The sequence below is a fragment of the Thioalkalivibrio versutus genome, from assembly GCF_001020955.1.
Lineage (GTDB): Bacteria > Pseudomonadota > Gammaproteobacteria > Ectothiorhodospirales > Ectothiorhodospiraceae > Thioalkalivibrio > Thioalkalivibrio versutus.
Map to the genome: position 1 here is coordinate 448,595 of NZ_CP011367.1, position 18,381 is coordinate 466,975.

General features: G+C 68.7%; 16 protein-coding genes and 1 other RNA gene. 15 read left to right on the forward strand and 2 right to left on the reverse strand.

Annotated features, from left to right (window positions below; genetic code table 11):
- Positions 1-2: 2 nt before the first annotated feature.
- Together TVD_RS02120 and TVD_RS02125 are read right to left on the reverse strand one after the other, a co-directional pair.
- On the reverse strand, positions 3-359 hold the full coding sequence (locus TVD_RS02120; protein WP_047250699.1) for a YraN family protein: 357 nt from the start codon (positions 357-359) through the stop codon (positions 3-5).
- Positions 360-2,219, reverse strand: a complete 1,860-nt coding sequence (locus TVD_RS02125; protein WP_047250700.1) for a penicillin-binding protein activator — start codon at positions 2,217-2,219, stop codon at positions 360-362. It lies immediately after the preceding gene.
- Between the two features lie 81 nt (positions 2,220-2,300).
- Between TVD_RS02125 and rsmI the strand changes: the two genes are divergently transcribed.
- From rsmI to TVD_RS02195, 15 genes are all read left to right on the forward strand, one after another.
- Positions 2,301-3,137 (forward strand): 16S rRNA (cytidine(1402)-2'-O)-methyltransferase, encoded by an 837-nt coding sequence (gene rsmI, locus TVD_RS02130; RefSeq protein ID WP_082119138.1) that lies wholly within the window; start codon positions 2,301-2,303, stop codon positions 3,135-3,137.
- A gap of 301 nt (positions 3,138-3,438) precedes the next feature.
- Positions 3,439-3,790: RNase P RNA component class A (gene rnpB, locus TVD_RS13830), an RNA gene on the forward strand.
- A gap of 286 nt (positions 3,791-4,076) precedes the next feature.
- A complete protein-coding gene (gene mraZ / locus TVD_RS02135; RefSeq protein ID WP_018144475.1) occupies positions 4,077-4,517 on the forward strand; it encodes a division/cell wall cluster transcriptional repressor MraZ in 441 nt (146 codons plus the stop codon).
- Positions 4,518-4,522: 5 nt separating this feature from the next.
- Positions 4,523-5,449: a 16S rRNA (cytosine(1402)-N(4))-methyltransferase RsmH gene (gene rsmH, locus TVD_RS02140; protein WP_018144474.1), complete on the forward strand. Its 927-nt coding sequence runs from the start codon at positions 4,523-4,525 to the stop codon at positions 5,447-5,449.
- Positions 5,449-5,733, forward strand: a complete 285-nt coding sequence (ftsL, locus tag TVD_RS02145; protein ID WP_018176149.1) for a cell division protein FtsL — start codon at positions 5,449-5,451, stop codon at positions 5,731-5,733. Before rsmH ends, ftsL begins: the two co-directional genes overlap by 1 nt.
- A complete protein-coding gene (locus tag TVD_RS02150; RefSeq protein ID WP_047250702.1) occupies positions 5,721-7,436 on the forward strand; it encodes a peptidoglycan D,D-transpeptidase FtsI family protein in 1,716 nt (571 codons plus the stop codon). The genes ftsL and TVD_RS02150 overlap by 13 nt, the downstream gene beginning before the upstream one ends.
- Entirely contained in the window at positions 7,433-8,974 is a 1,542-nt protein-coding gene (locus TVD_RS02155) for a UDP-N-acetylmuramoyl-L-alanyl-D-glutamate--2,6-diaminopimelate ligase (protein ID WP_047250703.1), read from the forward strand. Before TVD_RS02150 ends, TVD_RS02155 begins: the two co-directional genes overlap by 4 nt.
- Positions 8,971-10,341 carry a UDP-N-acetylmuramoyl-tripeptide--D-alanyl-D-alanine ligase gene (locus TVD_RS02160; protein ID WP_047251882.1) on the forward strand — a complete coding sequence of 457 codons (1,371 nt, stop codon included), beginning with the start codon at positions 8,971-8,973 and terminating at the stop codon, positions 10,339-10,341. The genes TVD_RS02155 and TVD_RS02160 overlap by 4 nt, the downstream gene beginning before the upstream one ends.
- The gene (mraY, locus tag TVD_RS02165; protein ID WP_047250704.1) at positions 10,322-11,404 is read left to right on the forward strand and encodes a phospho-N-acetylmuramoyl-pentapeptide-transferase; all 1,083 of its coding nucleotides are present in this window, start codon (positions 10,322-10,324) and stop codon (positions 11,402-11,404) included. Before TVD_RS02160 ends, mraY begins: the two co-directional genes overlap by 20 nt.
- 4 nt (positions 11,405-11,408) lie before the next feature.
- Positions 11,409-12,758 carry a UDP-N-acetylmuramoyl-L-alanine--D-glutamate ligase gene (gene murD / locus TVD_RS02170; protein WP_047250705.1) on the forward strand — a complete coding sequence of 450 codons (1,350 nt, stop codon included), beginning with the start codon at positions 11,409-11,411 and terminating at the stop codon, positions 12,756-12,758.
- Complete coding sequence (gene ftsW, locus TVD_RS02175; RefSeq protein ID WP_019568157.1) at positions 12,755-13,960, forward strand: putative lipid II flippase FtsW; 1,206 nt, start codon at positions 12,755-12,757, stop codon at positions 13,958-13,960. The genes murD and ftsW overlap by 4 nt, the downstream gene beginning before the upstream one ends.
- Positions 13,957-15,051 (forward strand): undecaprenyldiphospho-muramoylpentapeptide beta-N-acetylglucosaminyltransferase, encoded by a 1,095-nt coding sequence (murG, locus tag TVD_RS02180; protein ID WP_047250706.1) that lies wholly within the window; start codon positions 13,957-13,959, stop codon positions 15,049-15,051. Before ftsW ends, murG begins: the two co-directional genes overlap by 4 nt.
- Positions 15,048-16,478 (forward strand): UDP-N-acetylmuramate--L-alanine ligase, encoded by a 1,431-nt coding sequence (gene murC / locus TVD_RS02185; RefSeq protein ID WP_047250707.1) that lies wholly within the window; start codon positions 15,048-15,050, stop codon positions 16,476-16,478. Before murG ends, murC begins: the two co-directional genes overlap by 4 nt.
- Positions 16,475-17,437 carry a UDP-N-acetylmuramate dehydrogenase gene (gene murB / locus TVD_RS02190; protein ID WP_047250708.1) on the forward strand — a complete coding sequence of 321 codons (963 nt, stop codon included), beginning with the start codon at positions 16,475-16,477 and terminating at the stop codon, positions 17,435-17,437. The genes murC and murB overlap by 4 nt, the downstream gene beginning before the upstream one ends.
- Positions 17,434-18,372, forward strand: a complete 939-nt coding sequence (locus TVD_RS02195) for a D-alanine--D-alanine ligase (RefSeq protein WP_047250709.1) — start codon at positions 17,434-17,436, stop codon at positions 18,370-18,372. The genes murB and TVD_RS02195 overlap by 4 nt, the downstream gene beginning before the upstream one ends.
- The last annotated feature ends 9 nt before the right edge of the window (positions 18,373-18,381 follow it).

The window sequence follows — 18,381 nt, forward strand, 5'->3', positions numbered from 1 at the left end:
GCTCACGGGGTGGATGCCTGGATGGCGTCCTGCAGCCACTCGATCCGGTCCTGGCCATCCAGGGTCATCACATCAAAGCGGACCGGGCCGTTCCAGGCGCTTTCCTGCAGGTACGCCTCGGCCACCCGCAACAGGCGTTCACGTTTGCGCCGGTCGATGCTCTCCGCGCCGCCCCCAAAGCCCGGGTGGCTGCGCTTGCGTACTTCCACCAGCACCAGGGTATCGTCCTCGATTGCGACCAGGTCGAGCTCGCCGTAAGGGCGGCGGACGTTACGCGCACGGATCTGCAGCCCGTGTGCCTCCAGGTAGTCCGCGGCTCGCTTCTCGGCGGCCTGCCCCGAGGCACCCGGGCGAAACACTCAGGACCCTCCGGCGTGTACGTCGATGCGTCGGGGCTCGCCGCCCTCGAAGCGCGCCCAGGCCGGTTCTCTCACCCACTCGTGGTTGAAGGGGTTCAGGCTCCAGGTGCCAGCGCCGCCGGTTAGCTGATGATGGGGGGCGTTGCGAATCCCGTCCTGGCGCAGGCTCAGGCGCATCGCGTCCATGCCCAGGGCGACAAACCGGGGGAGTGCCTCGTCGCGTGCTTGTTCGTCGTCCGCCAGTGGGCTCACCCGGTCGAACAGCCGGGGGGTATCGGGGAACACGATCCCGTTGAGATCGGCGTCGCGATTGGCATCCGGGCGTCCGGAATAGACATGGGGCGTGGCCATCATCGGGAGCTGGCTGGCCCGGTGGAAATGGAGATGCGGCACGATGCGCCGAACTTGCGGCGCCGTGCCGGCAATGAAGATGTGGTCCACATCCGCGCGCACCTGAGGGTCGCCTTCCAGTTCCAGCCCGGTCCGGCGTGCCACATCGCGAATGCGCGCCTCGCTCTGCTGGATGCCGAGTGCATTGCCAATGGTGGCGTTCAGCTCCCCGGCGCTGGGCTGGATGCGAATGACGTCTCGCGGGCGCCGGTCCTCGTCGGCCAATGCCGCCCGGAAGGCACTTGCCACGCGATCGCCGAAGGCCCCTTCCGGCAGGAGCACCAGCGGGTGATGCCAGCCGGCGCGGGCCGCCCGGTCGGCCACCGCACGGGCATCCTCTTCCGGATTCAAGGCCAGCGTTGTGAGTTCGCTGGGGGTCGAGACTTCCGTGCGGTTCAGCAGGATGGTCGGGAGGGTCTGATCGCTAGCGGCCACCTGGCTTACCGACTCACGCCGCAGCGGACCGATGATGCGCGCGACGCCGGAGTCCACGCCACGCCGGTACAGGGCGGCCGCGCCGTCCGGCTCGCCGCGCGTGTCGCGCACGATCAGCCGGCCGTTGCCGCCACCCTCCGCGTAGTAGGCGCGGGTGATTCCGTCGAGTATGGCGTTGCCCAGTGCGGCCAGGTCGCCCGACAGTGGCAGCAGCACCAGGGTGTCCCCAGGCGCGTCCGCGACCAGCGGGTGGCTGGCGACGAGTTCCGGTAGCAGGCTGTTGGCCGGATGCGCGGGATGGCGCTCGCGCCACAATCCGGCGGCCAGGTGCGCCTGTTCCTCGGTATCGGCGGCGCGCAGCAGTCGGAACAGGCTGACCCAGGCATCCCCATCCGGCGGGTGGTTGCCCACGATCCGGTCGCGCTGGGCCGGGCGCAGGGCTGCGAGCAGCCCCCATATGCGCTGCTGATTCTCGGCGTGTGTGTCGGGCTCCATGATCAGCAGGCGGTCCAGGCGCAGCCGGGTGTCCAGGGCCTGATACCATTGGCTCTCCTGTTCCAGCATCCGGGCGTGCAGGGCAAGCCCCTGGCGATAGACCTCCGGGGACCGCGTGGGGTCGTCCGGGTCGTCTGCACCCAGTCGTTCGCGGGCGAGCTCCCAATCCCGTTGCGCTGCTGCGAGTCGCGCGCCCAGAAGGCGGGCTTCCTGGGTGTCCCGCGCGGCGTCGGGAAGCTCGGCCCACAGGGCTTCGGCCCGGTTCAGCTGGTCCGGCGTCGCGGGATCGAGCGCTAGCACGGCCTCGATGGCCCGGCGCACCAGGTCGGGCTCCGGCCGCGAGCGGGCCTCGCTCAACAGCAGGCTGGCGCGTACCTCGGGAGGCAGTTCGGCCAGGTCCGGCCGCACCTCGGCGTCCGGGGTCGGCTCCGGGTCCGGGCGCGGCGTGGCACAGCCCACCACGATGGCCGTGGCCAGCAGCAACAGGGCAAGACGGGACAGGGGCCGGGTATGCCCGGCGCGTTCGGGGATTCGGGTCACGATAGCGGTTCGTCAGCGAATGAGGAGTCAGTATTGAAAGCGCATCAGGCCGTGTCAACGAACTGGGGCACGTTGTGGGTGGTGGCTACCCCGATTGGTAATCTTGGAGATATGAGCCCGCGGGCGGGCGAGGTCCTCGGTCGGGTGCAGCGCATTGCGGCGGAGGATACGCGACACAGCGCCGGGCTGCTGGCCCATCTGGGCGTGCACACGCCGCTGGTCAGCCTGCACGAGCATAACGAGGCAGAGCGTATTCCCTCGCTGCTGGAGGCGCTGAGGGCGGGGGAGTCCGTCGCGCTGATTTCCGATGCCGGCACGCCGCTGGTGTCGGATCCGGGTTTTCGGCTGGTGAGGGCGGCGCGCGAGGCCGGGTTGGATGTGCGCGCCGTACCGGGTCCCAGTGCGCCTCTGGCTGCGCTGGCGGTTGCCGGGCTGCCGTCCGACCGCTTCTGCTTCGAGGGCTTCCTGCCGCATGCCGCCGGGGCGCGCCAGCGGCGGCTGGAGGCATTGCTGGTCCAGCCGGTCACCACCATTCTGTTCGAATCGTCGCATCGTGTTCGCGCGGCCGCCGCCAACCTGGCGCAGCTGGCACCGGGGCGGGAGGTCTTCCTGGCGCGGGAGTTGACCAAGCAGTTCGAGGAACACTATCGCGGCCCCGCCGGCGAACTGCCGGCCTGGCTGGATGCCGACAACAACCGCACCCGCGGCGAGTTCGTGCTGATCCTGGGGCCGGCGCCCGCGCCTGACACGGGGGGCGAGGCCGACATGCCCCTGTCCGACGAGCACGAGCGCCTGCTTGCGGCACTGCTGCACGAACTCCCCCTCAAGCGCGCGGCCCGCCTGCTCTCCGATGCCACCGACCTGCCGCGTAACCGCGTCTACGCCCGCGCCCTGGCCCTCAAGGACGCGGACGGGTAGGGCTTCTCATTTGCCACGCAGCGCCCGAAGGCAGGAAGAAGGCCAAGGTCAAAAGCCATCGACGGGAAGGCGGGGCGGGCGGGAAGCAACTAATCGTGGGCGGGGGTGGTTGGGTGCTTGCCGTATCGCTCGAATAATGCTGTTAGTGGCCGAGCTCAGTTTTCTTCCGGTCTCTCGGGTTTTCTGTACATCGCTTTTGCCTTCTTCGTGCCTTCGTGCGCTTCGCGGCCAGCAAGGCCCGTGCCGGCCAGGCCCTTGCGGAGTCTTGCGTTCGCGCGCGCGGCGGCGTACAAGGAGCGCGGGAGTCGGCCAGGCAGTCGCTGCATCCTCGGATGTGGAGGAAAGTCCGGGCTCCATAGGGCAGGACGCCAGGTAACGCCTGGGCGGCGCGAGCCGACGGAAAGTGCCGCAGAAAATACACCGCCGATGGTCCGGTTCGCCGGGTACAGGTAAGGGTGAAATGGTGCGGTAAGAGCGCACCGCGCGACTGGTAACAGTTCGTGGCAGGGTAAACCCCGTCCGGAGCAAGGCCAAATAGGGGTGCATGGTGTGGCCCGCATCGCACCCGGGTAGGCTGCTCGAGGCGTCCGGTGACGGACGTCCCAGATGAATGACTGTCCTCGACAGAACCCGGCTTACGGCCGGCTCCCACTTTTTCCCACGATCAAGCCCCCGCGGCCGCCCCGGTCTGCGCGTGCACGGCTGTGTGTGCGGCAAACTTGTAAGGTGATGCATTAAGTTTGAGCCTCAACGCGAGGCTTTTAATACCCTTCTCCCCGCTCTTTCGTCCGCCTCGGGGTGGATGCGCTAAGTCTCTGTGATTCAACGCTTATTTTTCGTTTTTCGGGGTCGATTTTCTTGACTCTGGAGGATGCCCGTACCTATAGTGTCGGAAAGTGGGTCAAAGTGGGGAAAGGTGGGTAACCACCGTTATCAGCGATGTTTCGAGGCGTTAGCCAGCTCAATCTGGATGCGAAGGGCCGCCTGGCCATGCCGGCGCGGTATCGCGACGACCTCGCTGCGAGCTGCAACAGTCAGCTGGTGATCACGGTTGATCCCTCCCGCTGCCTGCTCTTGTACCCGTTCCCCGAGTGGGAGCGCATTGAGCAGAACCTGATGTCCCGCCCCAACATGAATCCCAAGGTGCGCAATCTGCAGCGCCTGCTGGTGGGCCATGCCACCGAGTGCGAGCTGGACGGCAGCGGCCGCCTGTTGCTGCCTCCGCCCCTGCGTCAGTACGCCGGCCTGGAAAAGCGGGTGGTGCTGCTGGGCCAGGGCAAGAAGTTCGAGATCTGGGGCGAGGCCGCCTGGGAGGAGACCTGCGCCCAGGTGCTGGGGGGTGACGTGGATGATGAAGCGCTCGAGTCCATCGCGTTGTGACGGACATGGAAGCCGTCTCCCACATCCCGGTGCTGCGCGACGCGGTGCTGGAGGGCCTGGCCGTGCGCGCTGACGGCTTCTACGTCGATGGCACCTTCGGCCGCGGTGGGCACAGCCGGGCGATCCTGGATCGCCTGGGCCCGGACGGCCGGCTGCTGGCCATGGATCGCGATCCGGAGGCCGCCACGGCGGCCGCCTCGTTTGCCGATGACCCGCGTTTTGCCTTCGAGGCCGCGCCGTTCTCGACCATGGCCGCCACGCTGGAACGGCGTTCGCCGGACCGGGGTCCGGACGGCGTCTTTCTGGACCTGGGCGTGTCCTCGCCCCAGCTGGATACGCCCGAGCGCGGATTCAGTTTTCAGCACGACGGCCCGCTGGACATGCGCATGGATCCGAACAGCGGCGAGAGCGCGGCGGAGTGGCTGGCGCGGGCCGACGAGACCGAGATCGCGAATGTGATCTATCAATACGGCGAGGAGCGCCACTCGCGGCGCATTGCCCGGGCCATTGTGGCTGCACGCACCGAGGCACCGCTTAGCCGCACCGGCGAACTGGCCGAAATCGTTCGCCGTGCGGTCCCGAAACGCGAGCCCGGAAAGCACCCGGCCACTCGAACCTTCCAGGCGCTGCGCATCTTCGTGAACGAGGAGCTGTCCGAGCTGGAGCAGTGGCTGGCGACGATCCCCGATGTGCTCCCGCCTGGTGCGCGGCTGGTGGTGATCAGCTTCCATTCACTGGAAGACCGACTGGTAAAGCAGGCCCTGCGCAAGCCGGTGTCCAGCGTGCGCCTGCCGCGCGGCCTTCCGGTGATGCCGGAGGAGCCGGAGCGCAAGCTGCGCCCGGTCGGCAAGCCGATCCATGCCGATCGCGAGGAGCAGCGCATCAATCCGCGTTCGCGCTCGGCCGTGCTGCGTGTCGGGGAGCGACTCTGATGGTTGCGCGCGGGCTCCTGGCGGTGGCGCTGGCAACCGGGGTGTTTGCCTCGGCGGTAGGGGTGGTGGCGGCCAAGCATGAGTCGCGCCAGGCCTTTATCGACCAGCAGCAGGCATTGAGCCAGCGCGATGTCCTGAATCTCGAGTGGACGCAGTTGCAGATCGAGCAATCGACCTGGGCGACCCAGGGCCGGGTCGAGGAGCAGGCGCGCGAGCGTCTCGACATGATTCAGCCCGATTCGGATCGCATCGTGGTGATCGGGGGTCGCTCGTGGGCGCGCTGAAGCGGCAGATCAGTGGTGGCCGTCTGAAGGTCGTGATCGCCGTGTTCGCCGTCGCGAGCGCCGCGTTGCTGTTGCGCGCCGTCGATCTGCAGGTCCTGGAGCGCGACTTCCTGACCAAGCAGGGCGAGCAGCGCCAGGTGCGCACCCTGACCGAGTCCGCGAACCGCGGCATGATTACCGACCGTCACGGCGAACCCCTGGCCATTTCGGCCCCGGTGCAGACCGCCTGGGCCAACCCGCAGGACTTGATGGGCCAGCGCGAGCGCTGGCCGGATTTGGCCGCGGCGTTGGAGGTGGAACCGGACTGGCTGGCGGAGCGTATCGAGGCGCGTGCCTCGCGCGAATTCATCTACCTGCGCCGCCAAATGTTGCCGGATCAGGCCGAGCGCGTAGCGGCCCTGCGCATCCAGGGCGTCGGCCTGACCCGCGAATTCCGGCGTTATTACCCGCATGGCGAGGCCACCTCGCATGTGCTGGGCTATACCAATATCGACGATCAGGGCCAGGAGGGCGTGGAACTGGCCTTTGACCAGTGGTTGTCCGGTCATCCGGGCGCCAAGCGGGTGCTGCGCGACCGCTATGGACGCAGTATCCGTGATGTCGCCAGTATCCGCCCCGCGCGTGACGGCAACACCCTGGCCCTGACCCTGGATCAGCGCCTGCAATATCTGGCGTACCGCGAACTGAAGACCGCGGTCGCCGAACACAATGCCCGTGGCGGCTCCGCTGTCCTTCTGGACGCCCGCAGCGGCGAGATCCTGGCGCTGGTCAATCAGCCCGGATTCAACCCGAACAATCGCGGTGCTATCCGTTCCGATCGCGCCCGCAACCGGGCCATCACCGATACCATGGAGCCCGGGTCGGTGCTGAAGCCGTTTACCGTGGCGGCCGCCCTGGATGCCGGTGTGGTGGATGCCAACACCACGCTGGAGACCGGCCCCGGCACCATGCGGGTGGGGCGCCTGACCGTGCGCGATCTGCGCGACTACGGGACGATCGACCTCACCACCCTGATCGCCCGTTCGAGCAATGTCGGGGCCACAAAGCTGGCTTTGGATACCCCCGCGGATCGTTTCTGGAAGACCCTGCATCAGGCGGGCTTCGGGCAGGCGTTGGGTACCCATTTCCCGGGCGAGGCCACGGGGCGTCTGCGCGATTTCACCACCTGGCGCGAGGTCGAACAGGCCACGCTCGGTTATGGCTACGGGCTGTCGCTGTCGCCGTTGCAGATGGCGGCCTCCTACACCGCCTTTGCCAATGACGGCGAGCGGTTGCCGGTGCGTCTGGTGCGCACCGCCGACGATCTGCGCGAGTCGGCGCAGGTGATGACTCCGCGTACTGCCCGCCAGGTGCTGGCAATGATGGAACATGTGATCGGTACCGAGGGCACCGCGCGCCAGGCGGCGATCGACGGTTACCGCGTGGCCGGCAAGACCGGCACCAGCCGCAAGAGCGGTCCGGGCGGTTATACCGAGGACCGCTATTTTTCGAGTTTCGTCGGTCTGGCCCCGGCCTCCGATCCGCGTTTTGTCATGGCCGTGGTGATCGACGAGCCGGATGCCGGCGTCTACTACGGTGGGGCGGTCGCGGCGCCGGTGTTCCGTAATGTCGTCGGTTCGGCCCTGCGCATGTTCAACGTGCGCCCGGACGCGATGCCGGAGGTCCCCATGCGCCTGGCCGCGGATCACGAGGGGACGACATGATGGCCGCCCGTGATACCCGAGGCGGGGCGGGACCGGTGCTGGGCGATTTGTTGCCGGCCGATCTCCTGCGCCCCGACCTGGCGGACTTGCCGGTCGCCGACCTGGTTCAGGATAGCCGCCGGGTCGCGCCCGGCACAGCCTTTGTGGCCCTGGCCGGCACGCACGGCCATGGGCTGGCGCATGCGGCCGATGCCGTGGCACGGGGTGCCGGCGTGATCCTGTGGGACGAGGCCGGAACCCCGGACACATTCCCTGCTGTGCCGATGCTCCATGTGCCGGGCCTGCGGGAACGGCTGCCGCAGATGGCGCGCGGATTGTTCGGTAGCTGGCCGGAGGCGGCCCCGCTGGTGGCGGTGACCGGTACCGACGGCAAGACCTCGGTCACGCACCTGATCGCGTTGGCCCTGGAGACCGTGGGTCGGCCCACCGGTCTGATCGGCACGCTCGGCGTCGGGCGACCGGGCCACTTGGTGGATACCGGACACACGACCCCGGGTGTACTGGATCTGCATCGCCACCTGGCCGAGCTGGCCGCGGCCGGTTGTGGTGCCGTGGCGCTGGAGGCCTCCTCGCACGGTTTGGCACAAGGGCGCCTCGCCGGAGCCCCGATCAGCGTCGGTGTGCTCACCCGACTGAGCTCCGATCATCTCGATTTCCACGGTAGTCAGGAGGCGTATGCGGCAGCCAAGGCGCGGCTGTTTGTCTGGCCTGGCCTGCAAACGGCGGTCCTGAATATCGATGATGCCTTTGGACGCCAGGTCGTGGAGTATCTGCCGGCGGGCGTTCAGGCCCTGACCTACAGTGCCCTGGGCGCACCCGCCGATCTGCGCGCCCGAGACGTGGAGGCCACTGCCGAAGGGCTGCGTTTCACCCTCGAGGCCGCCGGCCGGGCCTATCCGGTTCGTTCCACCCTGTTCGGCCTGTTCCAGGTCGGCAATCTACTGGCGACGCTCGCCACCCTGCAGGGCCTCGGGGTAGAGCGCGAGGAGGCGATCGCAGCAGTCGCCGAACTCCCCGGCGTCCCCGGCCGCATGGAGCGCTTCCCGCTCGCTAACGGGGCCTTGGCGGTGGTCGATTACGCACATACCACCCAGGCCCTGGAGGCTGCACTGCAGGCGCTTCGACCCCATGTGCGCGGGCACCTGAGCGTGGTGTTCGGCTGCGGCGGCGATCGCGATCGCGGCAAGCGCCCGGCAATGGGCCAGGTGGCCTGCCGGGAGGCCGACGTGATCTTCGTGACCGATGACAACCCGCGCGGAGAAGACCCGGCCGAAATCCGCGCCGAGATCCTTGCCGGTTGCGCCGATTCCGCCGAATGCCACGAGATTGGCGATCGCGCAACGGCGATTGCCAGTGCGCTGGCCGAGGCCGTTGCCGGGGATGTGGTGCTGGTGGCCGGTAAGGGTCACGAGACGACCCAGGAGATCCGCGGTCAGCGCTATCCGTTCAGCGACCGCGAACAGGTGCAGGCCCGGGCGTGCCGGCACCCGCAGGACAGGCGTGGCCAGGACCGCGCGATCAGGGGGGAGGGACAATGATTCGAATGACCAGCCAGGAATTGGCCGAGGCGGTCCATGGGCGCCTGCAAGGGGCCCCCGACACGGCCTTCGAGGGCGTGTTTACGGACACTCGCGAGCCGCGCCCGGGAGCGCTGTTCATCGCGTTGAAGGGGCCGAATTTCGATGCCCACGCACAGGTCGGTGCCGACCTGCCGGCGGCCGTGCTGCTGGTGGAGCGGGCGCTCGATGTGCCACAGCCGCAGATCATCGTGGCCGATACCCGCGAGGCCCTGGGCCGCCTGGGCCGCCATTGGCGGCGCCAGAGCCGCGCGCGGGTGATTGCCCTGACCGGCTCCAATGGCAAGACCACCACCAAGGAGATGCTCCGTTGCATCCTTGAGGGGGTGGGGTCGGTGCATGCCACCGCAGGCAACCTGAATAACGAGATCGGCGCGCCGCTGACATTGCTGGCGATGCCCTGTGAAATCGACTACGCGGTCATCGAACTGGGCGCCAATCATGCCGGTGAGATCGGCCGCATGGCACGCTGGGTCGAACCGCAGGTCGCCATGATCACCAATGCCGGTCGCGCCCATCTCGAGGGCTTCGGCAGCCTTGAGGGCGTCGCCCATGCCAAGGCCGAGATCTACTCCGGCCTCCCGGCCCAGGGCGGCACCGCGGTCATCAATCTGGATGATCCGTTTGCCGACTACTGGCTGTCGCTGAACGAGCATCACCACTGCCAGCGCTTCTCGCTGGAGGGTGGCGGCGAGGTCGAGGGGATGTGGCAGGCTCCGGACCGGCTGCGACTGGCCATCCTCGGCGCCGGGCGCGATCTGCGCCTGGCCGGCCCCGGCCGCCATCTCGCGGCCAATGCCGTGGCGGCCGCGGCCGCGGCGAACGCGGTCGGTATCGGGATTGACCGAATCGTCGACGGGCTCACCCGCTGGAAGCCGGTGCGCGGCCGTCTGCAGGAGCTGTGGCACGTCAGCGGCGCGCGGATCTGGGACGACAGCTACAACGCCAATCCGGACTCGCTGCGGGCCGGGCTCGAGGTGCTGGCGGCGATGCCCGGTCGGCGCATCCTGGTGCTGGGTGCCATGGGTGAACTGGGCGCCGCCACGCCGGCGTTGCACCGGGAAACCGGGCACCTGGCCCGCGCGGTGGGTATCGAACACTGCCTGGCGCTGGGCGATGCCGCGCGCGACAGCGCCGAGGGCTTTGGCGACGGCGGCGAGTGGTTTGCCGACCACGCCGCGCTGCGCTCACGCCTGGAGGACCTCCTGGGGGAGGGCACCACGGTCCTGGTAAAGGGCTCGCGCAGCCAGCACATGGAACAGATCATCGAGGGGCTGGACCTGGCCTCGTCAGCGCCGGAGGTAGCGAATGCTGTACGCGCTGACTGAATACCTGAGCCAGTTCTATTCCGGCTTCACGGTCTTTCAGTACCTGACCGTTCGCGCCATCCTCGGGGTGGTGACCGCACTGGCGATCGCGCTGTTGATCGGGCCGGCGATGATCCGCCGCCTGACGGTCGGCAATGTCGGCCAGCAGATCCGCGATGACGGTCCCGAGTCGCACCTGACCAAGGCCGGCACGCCGACCATGGGTGGTGCCCTGATTCTGGTGGCGGTGGCGGCGGCGACCCTGCTGTGGAGCGATCTGACCAACCGCTTCGTCTGGCTCGTGCTGCTGACCACCCTGGCGTTCGGCGCGGTGGGCGGCTGGGATGACTACCTCAAGCTGCGCTATGGCAACAGCAAGGGCCTCTCGGCGCGCGCCAAGCTCCTGTGGCAGACGCTGTTCGCCCTGATCGCCGCGGGGGTGATCATGTACACCGCGCAGGGGCCGGTGGAGACGACCTTCTACCTGCCGGTGTTCAAGGACATCCAGTTCAGCCTGGGCTGGCTGTTCATCCCGCTGGTCTGGCTGGTGGTCGTGGGGTCCTCCAATGCCGTGAACCTGACCGATGGGCTGGATGGCCTGGCGATCATGCCGGCGGTACTGGTGGCCGGCGCCCTGGGCGTGTTCGCCTACGCGGCGGGCCATGCGGTATTCGCCGACTATCTCGGTATTCCGGCGGTACCCGGCGTGGGCGAGGTGGTGATCTTTACCTCCGCCCTGGTCGGCGCCGGGCTGGGATTCCTGTGGTTCAACACCTACCCGGCGCAGGTCTTCATGGGCGACGTCGGGGCGCTCGCGCTGGGCGCGGCCCTGGGCATGCTGGCGATCATCACCCGTCAGGAGATCGTGTTGCTGATCATGGGGGGCATTTTCGTATTGGAGACGCTTTCGGTGATGCTCCAGGTCGCCTCTTTCAAGCTCACTGGGCGGCGAATCTTCCGCATGGCGCCGCTGCACCACCACTTCGAACTCAAGGGCTGGCCGGAGCCGCGCGTGATCGTGCGTTTCTGGATCCTGACCGTGGTGTTCGTTCTTATTGGTCTTGCGACCCTGAAGGTGCGCTGATCCCATGACGCGAACCGGCGACAACAACCTGATCGTGGGCCTGGGGGCGACCGGCGTGTCGGTTGCCCGCTTCCTGCGTGCGCAGGGGCAGCCGTTCGCGATCACCGATACCCGCGTGGCGCCGGCCGCGCTGGAGACCGAGGGTGCCAAGGCCTGGCTGGCCGATGCCTGGGTCGGGCCGCTGGATCGACTGGACGCCTCGGGCTTTGCCCGCATCATCGTCTCGCCCGGGGTCGCACTGGAGCACCCGGTCCTGCAACGGGCGCGTGCCGCCGGTGCCCGCCTGACCGGAGACATCGACCTGTTCGGCGAGCAGGCGGACGCCCCAGTCATCGCGATTACCGGCTCCAACGGCAAGAGCACGGTGACCGCGCTGGTCGGCGAGTTGCTGCGCGCCGCCGGCCTGCGGGTGGCGGTGGGTGGTAACTACGGCACTCCGGCGCTGGACCTGCTGGAGCAGGCCCCGGACCTGTACGTGTTGGAGCTGTCCAGCTTCCAGCTGGAGCGCAGCGACATGTTGGCGCCAGCGGCCGCCGCCATCCTGAATATCTCGCCTGATCACCTGGATCGCTACGCCGATCTGGATGCCTATGTGCGTGCCAAGGCCCGCATCCTGAATCGCGCCGAGCGCGGTGTGTTGAACCGCGAGGACGCCTGGCTGCGCGAGATCACCCTGCCGCCGGGTCTGAAGGTGATCTCCTTCGGTCTCGATGCGCCGGCCGGCCCGGACGATTTCGGGGTGCGCCCGTCCAGCGCGGATGCTCCGGACCTGGTGCGCGGTGACCAGGTCCTTCTCTCGACCGGCCATCTGCGTCTGCGTGGACAGCACAACTGGGCCAACGCCCTGGCCGCGCTTGCCCTGGTCTGGCCGTGGCTGGAGGCGGGCGCGCCGCGCGCACGCGCCATGGCGGCCCTGGCCGAGTTCGCCGGTCTGCCGCATCGCTCGCAGTGGATTGCCGAAGTGGGCGGTGTCGCCTACATCAATGACTCCAAGGGCACCAATGTCGGCGCGACCCTGGCGGCCCTGCGTGGTACGCCCGGGCCGCTGGTGCTGATCGCGGGCGGGCAGGGCAAGGGGCAGGACTTTACGCCGCTGGCCGATTACGTCCCGGGCAAGGTCCGTGGTGTGGTGCTGCTCGGCGAGGACGCACCGGCGATCGCCCGGGCCCTGGCCTCCGTGGTTCCGGTCCAACGCGTGGACGATATGGCCGCCGCGGTTGAGCAGGCCGCTGCCTGGGCGGAACCCGGGGATACCGTCCTGCTGTCGCCCGGTTGCGCCAGCCTGGACATGTACCCGAATTATCAGGCGCGCGGCGACGACTTCGCGCACGCGGTGCGGGAGCTGGCAGCATGAGTATCTCCAGCACCCGCCTCGGACTCCCGGATCGCGGCCTCGTCGCCGGCCTGCGCGACCATGTGGACCTGCCCCTGCTCGCCGTCGCGGCGATCCTGCTGGGGATCGGCCTGGTGATGGTCGCGTCCGCCTCCATGGGGCTGGGCGAACGTTATTTCGGCAACACCTGGCACTTTTTCCAGCGCCAGGTCATCTTCGCCGCCATCGGGCTTGCGGTGGCGACCTTCCTCTGGGTGGTCCCGCTGGCGCGCTGGGAACGTTCCGGGCCGTGGCTGCTGATCCTGGTGATGGCGTTGCTGATCGCCGTGCTGATCCCGGGTGTCGGGCGCACGGTCAACGGCGCGACCCGCTGGATCCCGCTGGGGATGTTCAACCTGCAGGTCGCCGAGCTGGTGAAGCTGCTGGTGGTGATGTACCTCGCCGGTTACATCGTGCGTCACTATTCGACGCTCCGCCTGCACTTCCTCGGTTTTATCCGCCCGCTGATCGTGCTTGGGGTGGGCACCATCCTGCTGTTGCTGCAGCCCGACTTCGGCGGCGCCGCGATCATGCTGGCGATTGGCATGGGCATGCTGTTCCTGGCCGGTGCGAAGCTTTGGCAGTTCGCCGCGCTGGCGGGCACCATCGCGGCGGGGATGGCGGTCGTCGCGGTCGCGGCGCCATACCGCGTGGCGCGCCTGACGGCGTTCCTCGATCCCTGGCAGGATCCGTTTGCCACCGGTTTCCAGCTGACCCAGTCGCTGATCGCGATCGGCTCCGGCGGCTGGTTCGGGGCCGGGCTCGGCAACAGTGTGCAGAAGCTCTTTTACCTGCCCGAGGCGCACAACGACTTCCTGTTCGCGGTGTTTGCCGAGGAGTTCGGCTTCGTCGGTGTGGTGGCCCTCATCGCGCTGTTCGGAGTCCTGGTCTGGCGCTGCATCCAGATCGGTTTGTACGCCGAGCGCGCAGGGCACGCCTTCGGCTCGCATCTGGCCTTTGGCGTGGCCATCTGGATGGGCCTGCAGGCGTTCCTGAACCTCGCGGTGAACATGGGGCTGCTTCCGACCAAGGGCCTGACCCTGCCGTTTCTCAGTTACGGCGGCAGTTCGCTGATCGTCTCGCTGGCGGCTATCGGCCTGGTGATGCGCGTGTACCGCGAGGCCCAGGTGCCGGCCCCGCGCGCCGCACCCCCGGCGCGCCGCCGGCGTGGGGGTGCCGCATGAGGGCCCCGCGCATCCTGATTATGGCCGGCGGCACCGGGGGCCATGTGTTCCCGGGCCTGGCAGTGGCCACCCTGCTGCGGGAACGCGGTGCCGAGGTGCGCTGGCTGGGCACGGCCCGCGGCGTGGAATCGCGGCTGGTGCCGGCGGCCGGGATCGAGCTGCATACGCTTCCAATCGCCGGCATCCGCGGCAAGGGCCTGGTCGGGCTGGCACTCGCACCCTGGCGGCTCGGCATTTCGCTGTGGGCCGCCCTGGGTCTGATGACGCGTCTGCGCCCGGACGCCGTGATTGGCTTTGGTGGGTTTGCCGCCGGCCCCGGGGGACTAATGGCGGCCGCCATGGGCCGGCCGCTGGCAATCCACGAACAGAACGCCGTGGCCGGTCTCACCAATCGCTGGCTGGCGAAGGTGGCGGACCGGGTCTACGCCGGCTTCGAGCACAGTTTCCCCGAGCGGGTGGCGGTCACGGTGGTGGGCAACCCGGTGCGCGCCGCGATTGCGGAACTTCCGGCGCCGGAGGCGCGTTTCGACGAGCGCGAGGGCGCCCTGAACCTCCTCGTCCTGGGCGGCAGCCTGGGCGCCCGTTCGCTCAATCGCACGCTGCCCGCGGGACTGGCGCGCGTGGCCGTGGAGCAGCCGCTGAACATCCGTCACCAGGCGGGCGAGCGCACCCTCGACGAGGCCCAGGCCGCCTATGCGGAGGCAGGTCTGGAGGCGGAGATCAGCGCCTTTATCGAAGACATGGCCGCGGCCTATGCCTGGGCGGACCTGGTGATCTGCCGCGCCGGGGCGCTCACCGTGGCCGAGGTGGCCGCGGCCGGCGTGCCGGCGATCTTCGTGCCCTATCCACATGCGGTGGACGATCATCAGACCGCGAATGCCGAGGCCCTGGTGCAATCCGGTGCCGCCTGGCGGGTCGCGGATGCCGAGCTGGACGCTCAGCGGGTCTACGAGCTGGTCGCCCCGCTGGACCGCGAGGTCCTGCGTGCGCGTGCCTTGCTGGCCCGCGCACAGGCCCGCCCCGACACCGCACGGCGCCTGGCCGACGCCTGCATGGAAATGGCGGGCGCCCGCCGGGAGGGATCGTCATGAATGCCCCGCGCCTGCCACGCCATGCGATGCGTCGTATCCGCCGGATCCATTGTGTGGGGATCGGGGGGTCCGGCATGAGCGGGATCGCCGAGGTCCTGCATCAACTGGGATATCAGGTCTCCGGATCCGATCTCGGGCAGTCGGCGATGGTCGAACGCCTGAAGGGCATGGGTATCCCGGTGGTGGCGGCCCATACCGAATCGAACGTGGCCGATGCCGACGTGCTGGTGGTTTCCAGTGCGATCAATCCGAACAACCCCGAGGTCCAGGAGGCGCGTCGGCGCGGCATCCCGATCGTGCGCCGCGCCGAGATGCTGGCCGAACTGATGCGCTTTCGCTATGGCATCGCGGTCGCCGGGACCCATGGCAAGACCACGACCACCAGCCTGGTCGCCAGTGTGCTGGCGGAGGCGGGGATGGACCCGACGTTTGTGATTGGCGGACGCCTGAACAGCACGGCGAGCCACTCGAATCTCGGCGCCGGGGACTATCTGGTGGCCGAGGCCGACGAGAGTGACGCGTCCTTCCTGCATCTGCAGCCGATGATCAGCATCGTGACCAATATCGATGCCGATCACCTGGGGACCTATGGCAACGACTTTGGCCAGCTGCGGGCGACCTTCCTGGAATTCCTCCACCACCTGCCGTTCTACGGCATTGCCGTGCTGTGCGCCGACGACCCGCAGGTGCGTGATCTGTACCCGGAACTGGAGCGCCCGCGCCTGACCTACGGCATCGAACAGGACGCCGACGTGCGCGCCCTGAATGTGCGCCAGGAAGGCGTGCGCATGTACTTCGACCTCGCGTTGCCCGGTCAGGCTGCGTTCCCGGTGACGCTGAACCTGCCCGGGCGCCACAACGTGCTCAATGCCCTGGCGGCGGCGGCTGTCGCGCACGAGCTGGAGGTCGCCCCCGAGGCGATCCAGGCCGCGCTGGCGCGCTTCCAGGGTATTGGGCGGCGCTTCCAGGTGCAGGAGCTGCGGACCGCACAGGGGGCCCTGACCCTGGTCGACGACTATGGCCATCACCCGCGCGAGATTGCTGCCACTCAGGCGGCCGCGCGCGATGCCTGGCCCGGTCGCCGCCGGATCACCATCTTCCAGCCCCATCGTTATACCCGCACGCGTGATCTGTTCGAGGACTTCGCCGAGGCCCTGTCCGAGACCGATGTCCTGATCCTGCTCGAGGTGTATGCCGCCGGGGAGGACCCGATCCCCAGCGCCGATGGCCGCAGCCTGGCGCGCGCCATTCGTCTGCGCGGGCGGGTGGAGCCGGTGTTTGTCGAGCGCGCAGAGGATGTGATCGGTGTGCTCGCGGGGATGCTGCGGCCGGACGATGTCGTGCTCGCCCAGGGTGCCGGCGATATTGGCCGTCTGGCCGGGCTGCTCCCGCAGCAGCTGGGAACCGCCGGCGAGGAGGAATCATGATGGCTGCCCGCGCTGTGGACTCGCCGATGACTCCGTTCGCGCAGGCCACGCGTGGCCGGTTGCAGGCGCAGGTTCCGCTGGCCGGGCTGACCTCCTGGCGCGCAGGCGGCCCGGCCGACTGGCTGTTCCAGCCGGCGGACCTTGACGACCTGGTCGCTGCCCTGCGCGACCACGCGACGCACGCGCCGCAGATGCCGGTCACCTTCCTCGGCCTGGGCAGCAACGTCCTGATTCGTGACGGCGGGCTGGACGGCCTGGTCGTGCATCTTTCCGGAGTGCTGAACGAACGCCGGCGCCTGGAGGGCGATCGCCTGCTGCTTGGGGCCGGGCTGGCCTGCGCCCAGGCCGCGCGTTTCGGGGCCCGCGAGGGGCTGGTCGGGGCCGAGTTCCTGGCCGGCATCCCCGGGACCGTGGGCGGCGCGCTGCGGATGAACGCCGGCGCCTGGGGTGGCGAGATCTGGCCACTGGTAGAGGCGGTCTCCACGGTGGATGCGCGCGGCGAACTGCATACCCGCACTCCCGCGGACTACACGATCGGCTACCGCAGTGTTCACGGCCCCGAGGCGGAGTGGTTCACCGGCTGCGTGTTGCAGCTGGCCGCGGGTGACCCTGACGTCGGGACCCGGCGCATCCGCGAGTTGCTGCGCGAACGATCCGCGAAGCAGCCGCTGGGGTTGCCGTCCTGCGGGTCGGTGTTCCGCAACCCGGAGGGCGATCACGCCGCGCGCCTGGTCGAGGCCGCCGGTCTGAAGGGACTGCGCCACGGGGCGGCGGAGATCTCCCCCAAGCACGCGAATTTCATCACCCACGACGGCAGCGCGCGCGCCGCCGATATCGAATGGTTGCTGCGTCATGCCCAGGACGAGGTGCAGCGGCAGTTCGGGGTGCACCTGGAGCCCGAGGTCCGGGTCCTGGGTCGGCCAGGGGCTACGCACGAGGCAAGCGAGGGAACGGCATGAGCAAGCGAAGTGCAGAAGATTATGGCCGTGTCGCGGTCCTGATGGGTGGCTGGTCTGGCGAGCGCGAAGTCTCGCTGCACAGTGGTCAGGCGGTGCTGGCGGCACTGCAGCGCCAGGGTGTCGATGCCCATCCCCTGGACCTGACCCGCGAGACGGCGCGCTGCCTGGCCCTGGAGAACGTCGACCGGGTCTTCATCGTGCTCCACGGGGAGTGCGGCGAGGACGGGACCCTGCAGGGCTGTCTGGACATGGCGGGCATGCCTTACACCGGGACCGGCGTGCTCGGTTCCGCATTGGGCATGGACAAGCTGGCCTGCAAGCGGCTGTGGGCGGGGAGCAATCTGCCGAGCGCCCCCTATCGTCTGCTCACGCCGGGGTTCGACCCCGACGCGGTGGCCGATGCACTGGGCCTGCCATTGATCGTGAAGCCCGCGCGCGGCGGCTCCAGCCTGGGGATCACACGGGTGGATCGGGTGGCCGATCTGCCGGCCGCCTTCGAGGCCGCGCGGCTGCAGCCGGGGCAGGTGTTCGCGGAGCAGTGGATCAGCGGACGCGAGTACACCGTCGCGATCCTCGGCAACGAGCCGTTGCCGGTGGTGGAGATTCGCACCCCGGGCGGTTTCTACGATTACCACGCCAAGTACGAGGCCGACGATACCGGCTACATCTGCCCGCCGCCGCTGGATTCCAGCGCGTTGCTGGAGTTGCAGTCCATGGCCATCGCCGCCTTCGCGACGCTGGAGGGTTGCGGCTGGGGACGAGTGGACATCCTGCAGGACGAACATGGCGAGAACTTCCTGATCGAGGTGAACACGATCCCGGGCATGACCGACCACTCGCTGGTGCCCAAGGCCGCCGCGCAGGCGGGCATCGACTTCGACGAGCTGTGCCTGCGCATCCTCGATTCCAGTTTCGAGTGTGGAGGACTGCGTTGAACGCACGCC

Bases quoted from the DNA above. Each gene is read 5' to 3' on its own strand.
- mraZ (WP_018144475.1), top strand. From the start codon at position 4,077: ATGTTTCGAGGCGTTAGCCAGCTCAATCTGGATGCGAAGGGCCGCCTG.
- rsmH (WP_018144474.1), top strand. From the start codon at position 4,523: ATGGAAGCCGTCTCCCACATCCCGGTGCTGCGCGACGCGGTGCTGGAG.
- ftsL (WP_018176149.1), top strand. From the start codon at position 5,449: ATGGTTGCGCGCGGGCTCCTGGCGGTGGCGCTGGCAACCGGGGTGTTT.
- TVD_RS02155 (WP_047250703.1), top strand. From the start codon at position 7,433: ATGATGGCCGCCCGTGATACCCGAGGCGGGGCGGGACCGGTGCTGGGC.
- TVD_RS02160 (WP_047251882.1), top strand. From the start codon at position 8,971: ATGATTCGAATGACCAGCCAGGAATTGGCCGAGGCGGTCCATGGGCGC.
- mraY (WP_047250704.1), top strand. From the start codon at position 10,322: ATGCTGTACGCGCTGACTGAATACCTGAGCCAGTTCTATTCCGGCTTC.
- murD (WP_047250705.1), top strand. From the start codon at position 11,409: ATGACGCGAACCGGCGACAACAACCTGATCGTGGGCCTGGGGGCGACC.
- ftsW (WP_019568157.1), top strand. From the start codon at position 12,755: ATGAGTATCTCCAGCACCCGCCTCGGACTCCCGGATCGCGGCCTCGTC.
- murG (WP_047250706.1), top strand. From the start codon at position 13,957: ATGAGGGCCCCGCGCATCCTGATTATGGCCGGCGGCACCGGGGGCCAT.
- murC (WP_047250707.1), top strand. From the start codon at position 15,048: ATGAATGCCCCGCGCCTGCCACGCCATGCGATGCGTCGTATCCGCCGG.
- murB (WP_047250708.1), top strand. From the start codon at position 16,475: ATGATGGCTGCCCGCGCTGTGGACTCGCCGATGACTCCGTTCGCGCAG.
- TVD_RS02195 (WP_047250709.1), top strand. From the start codon at position 17,434: ATGAGCAAGCGAAGTGCAGAAGATTATGGCCGTGTCGCGGTCCTGATG.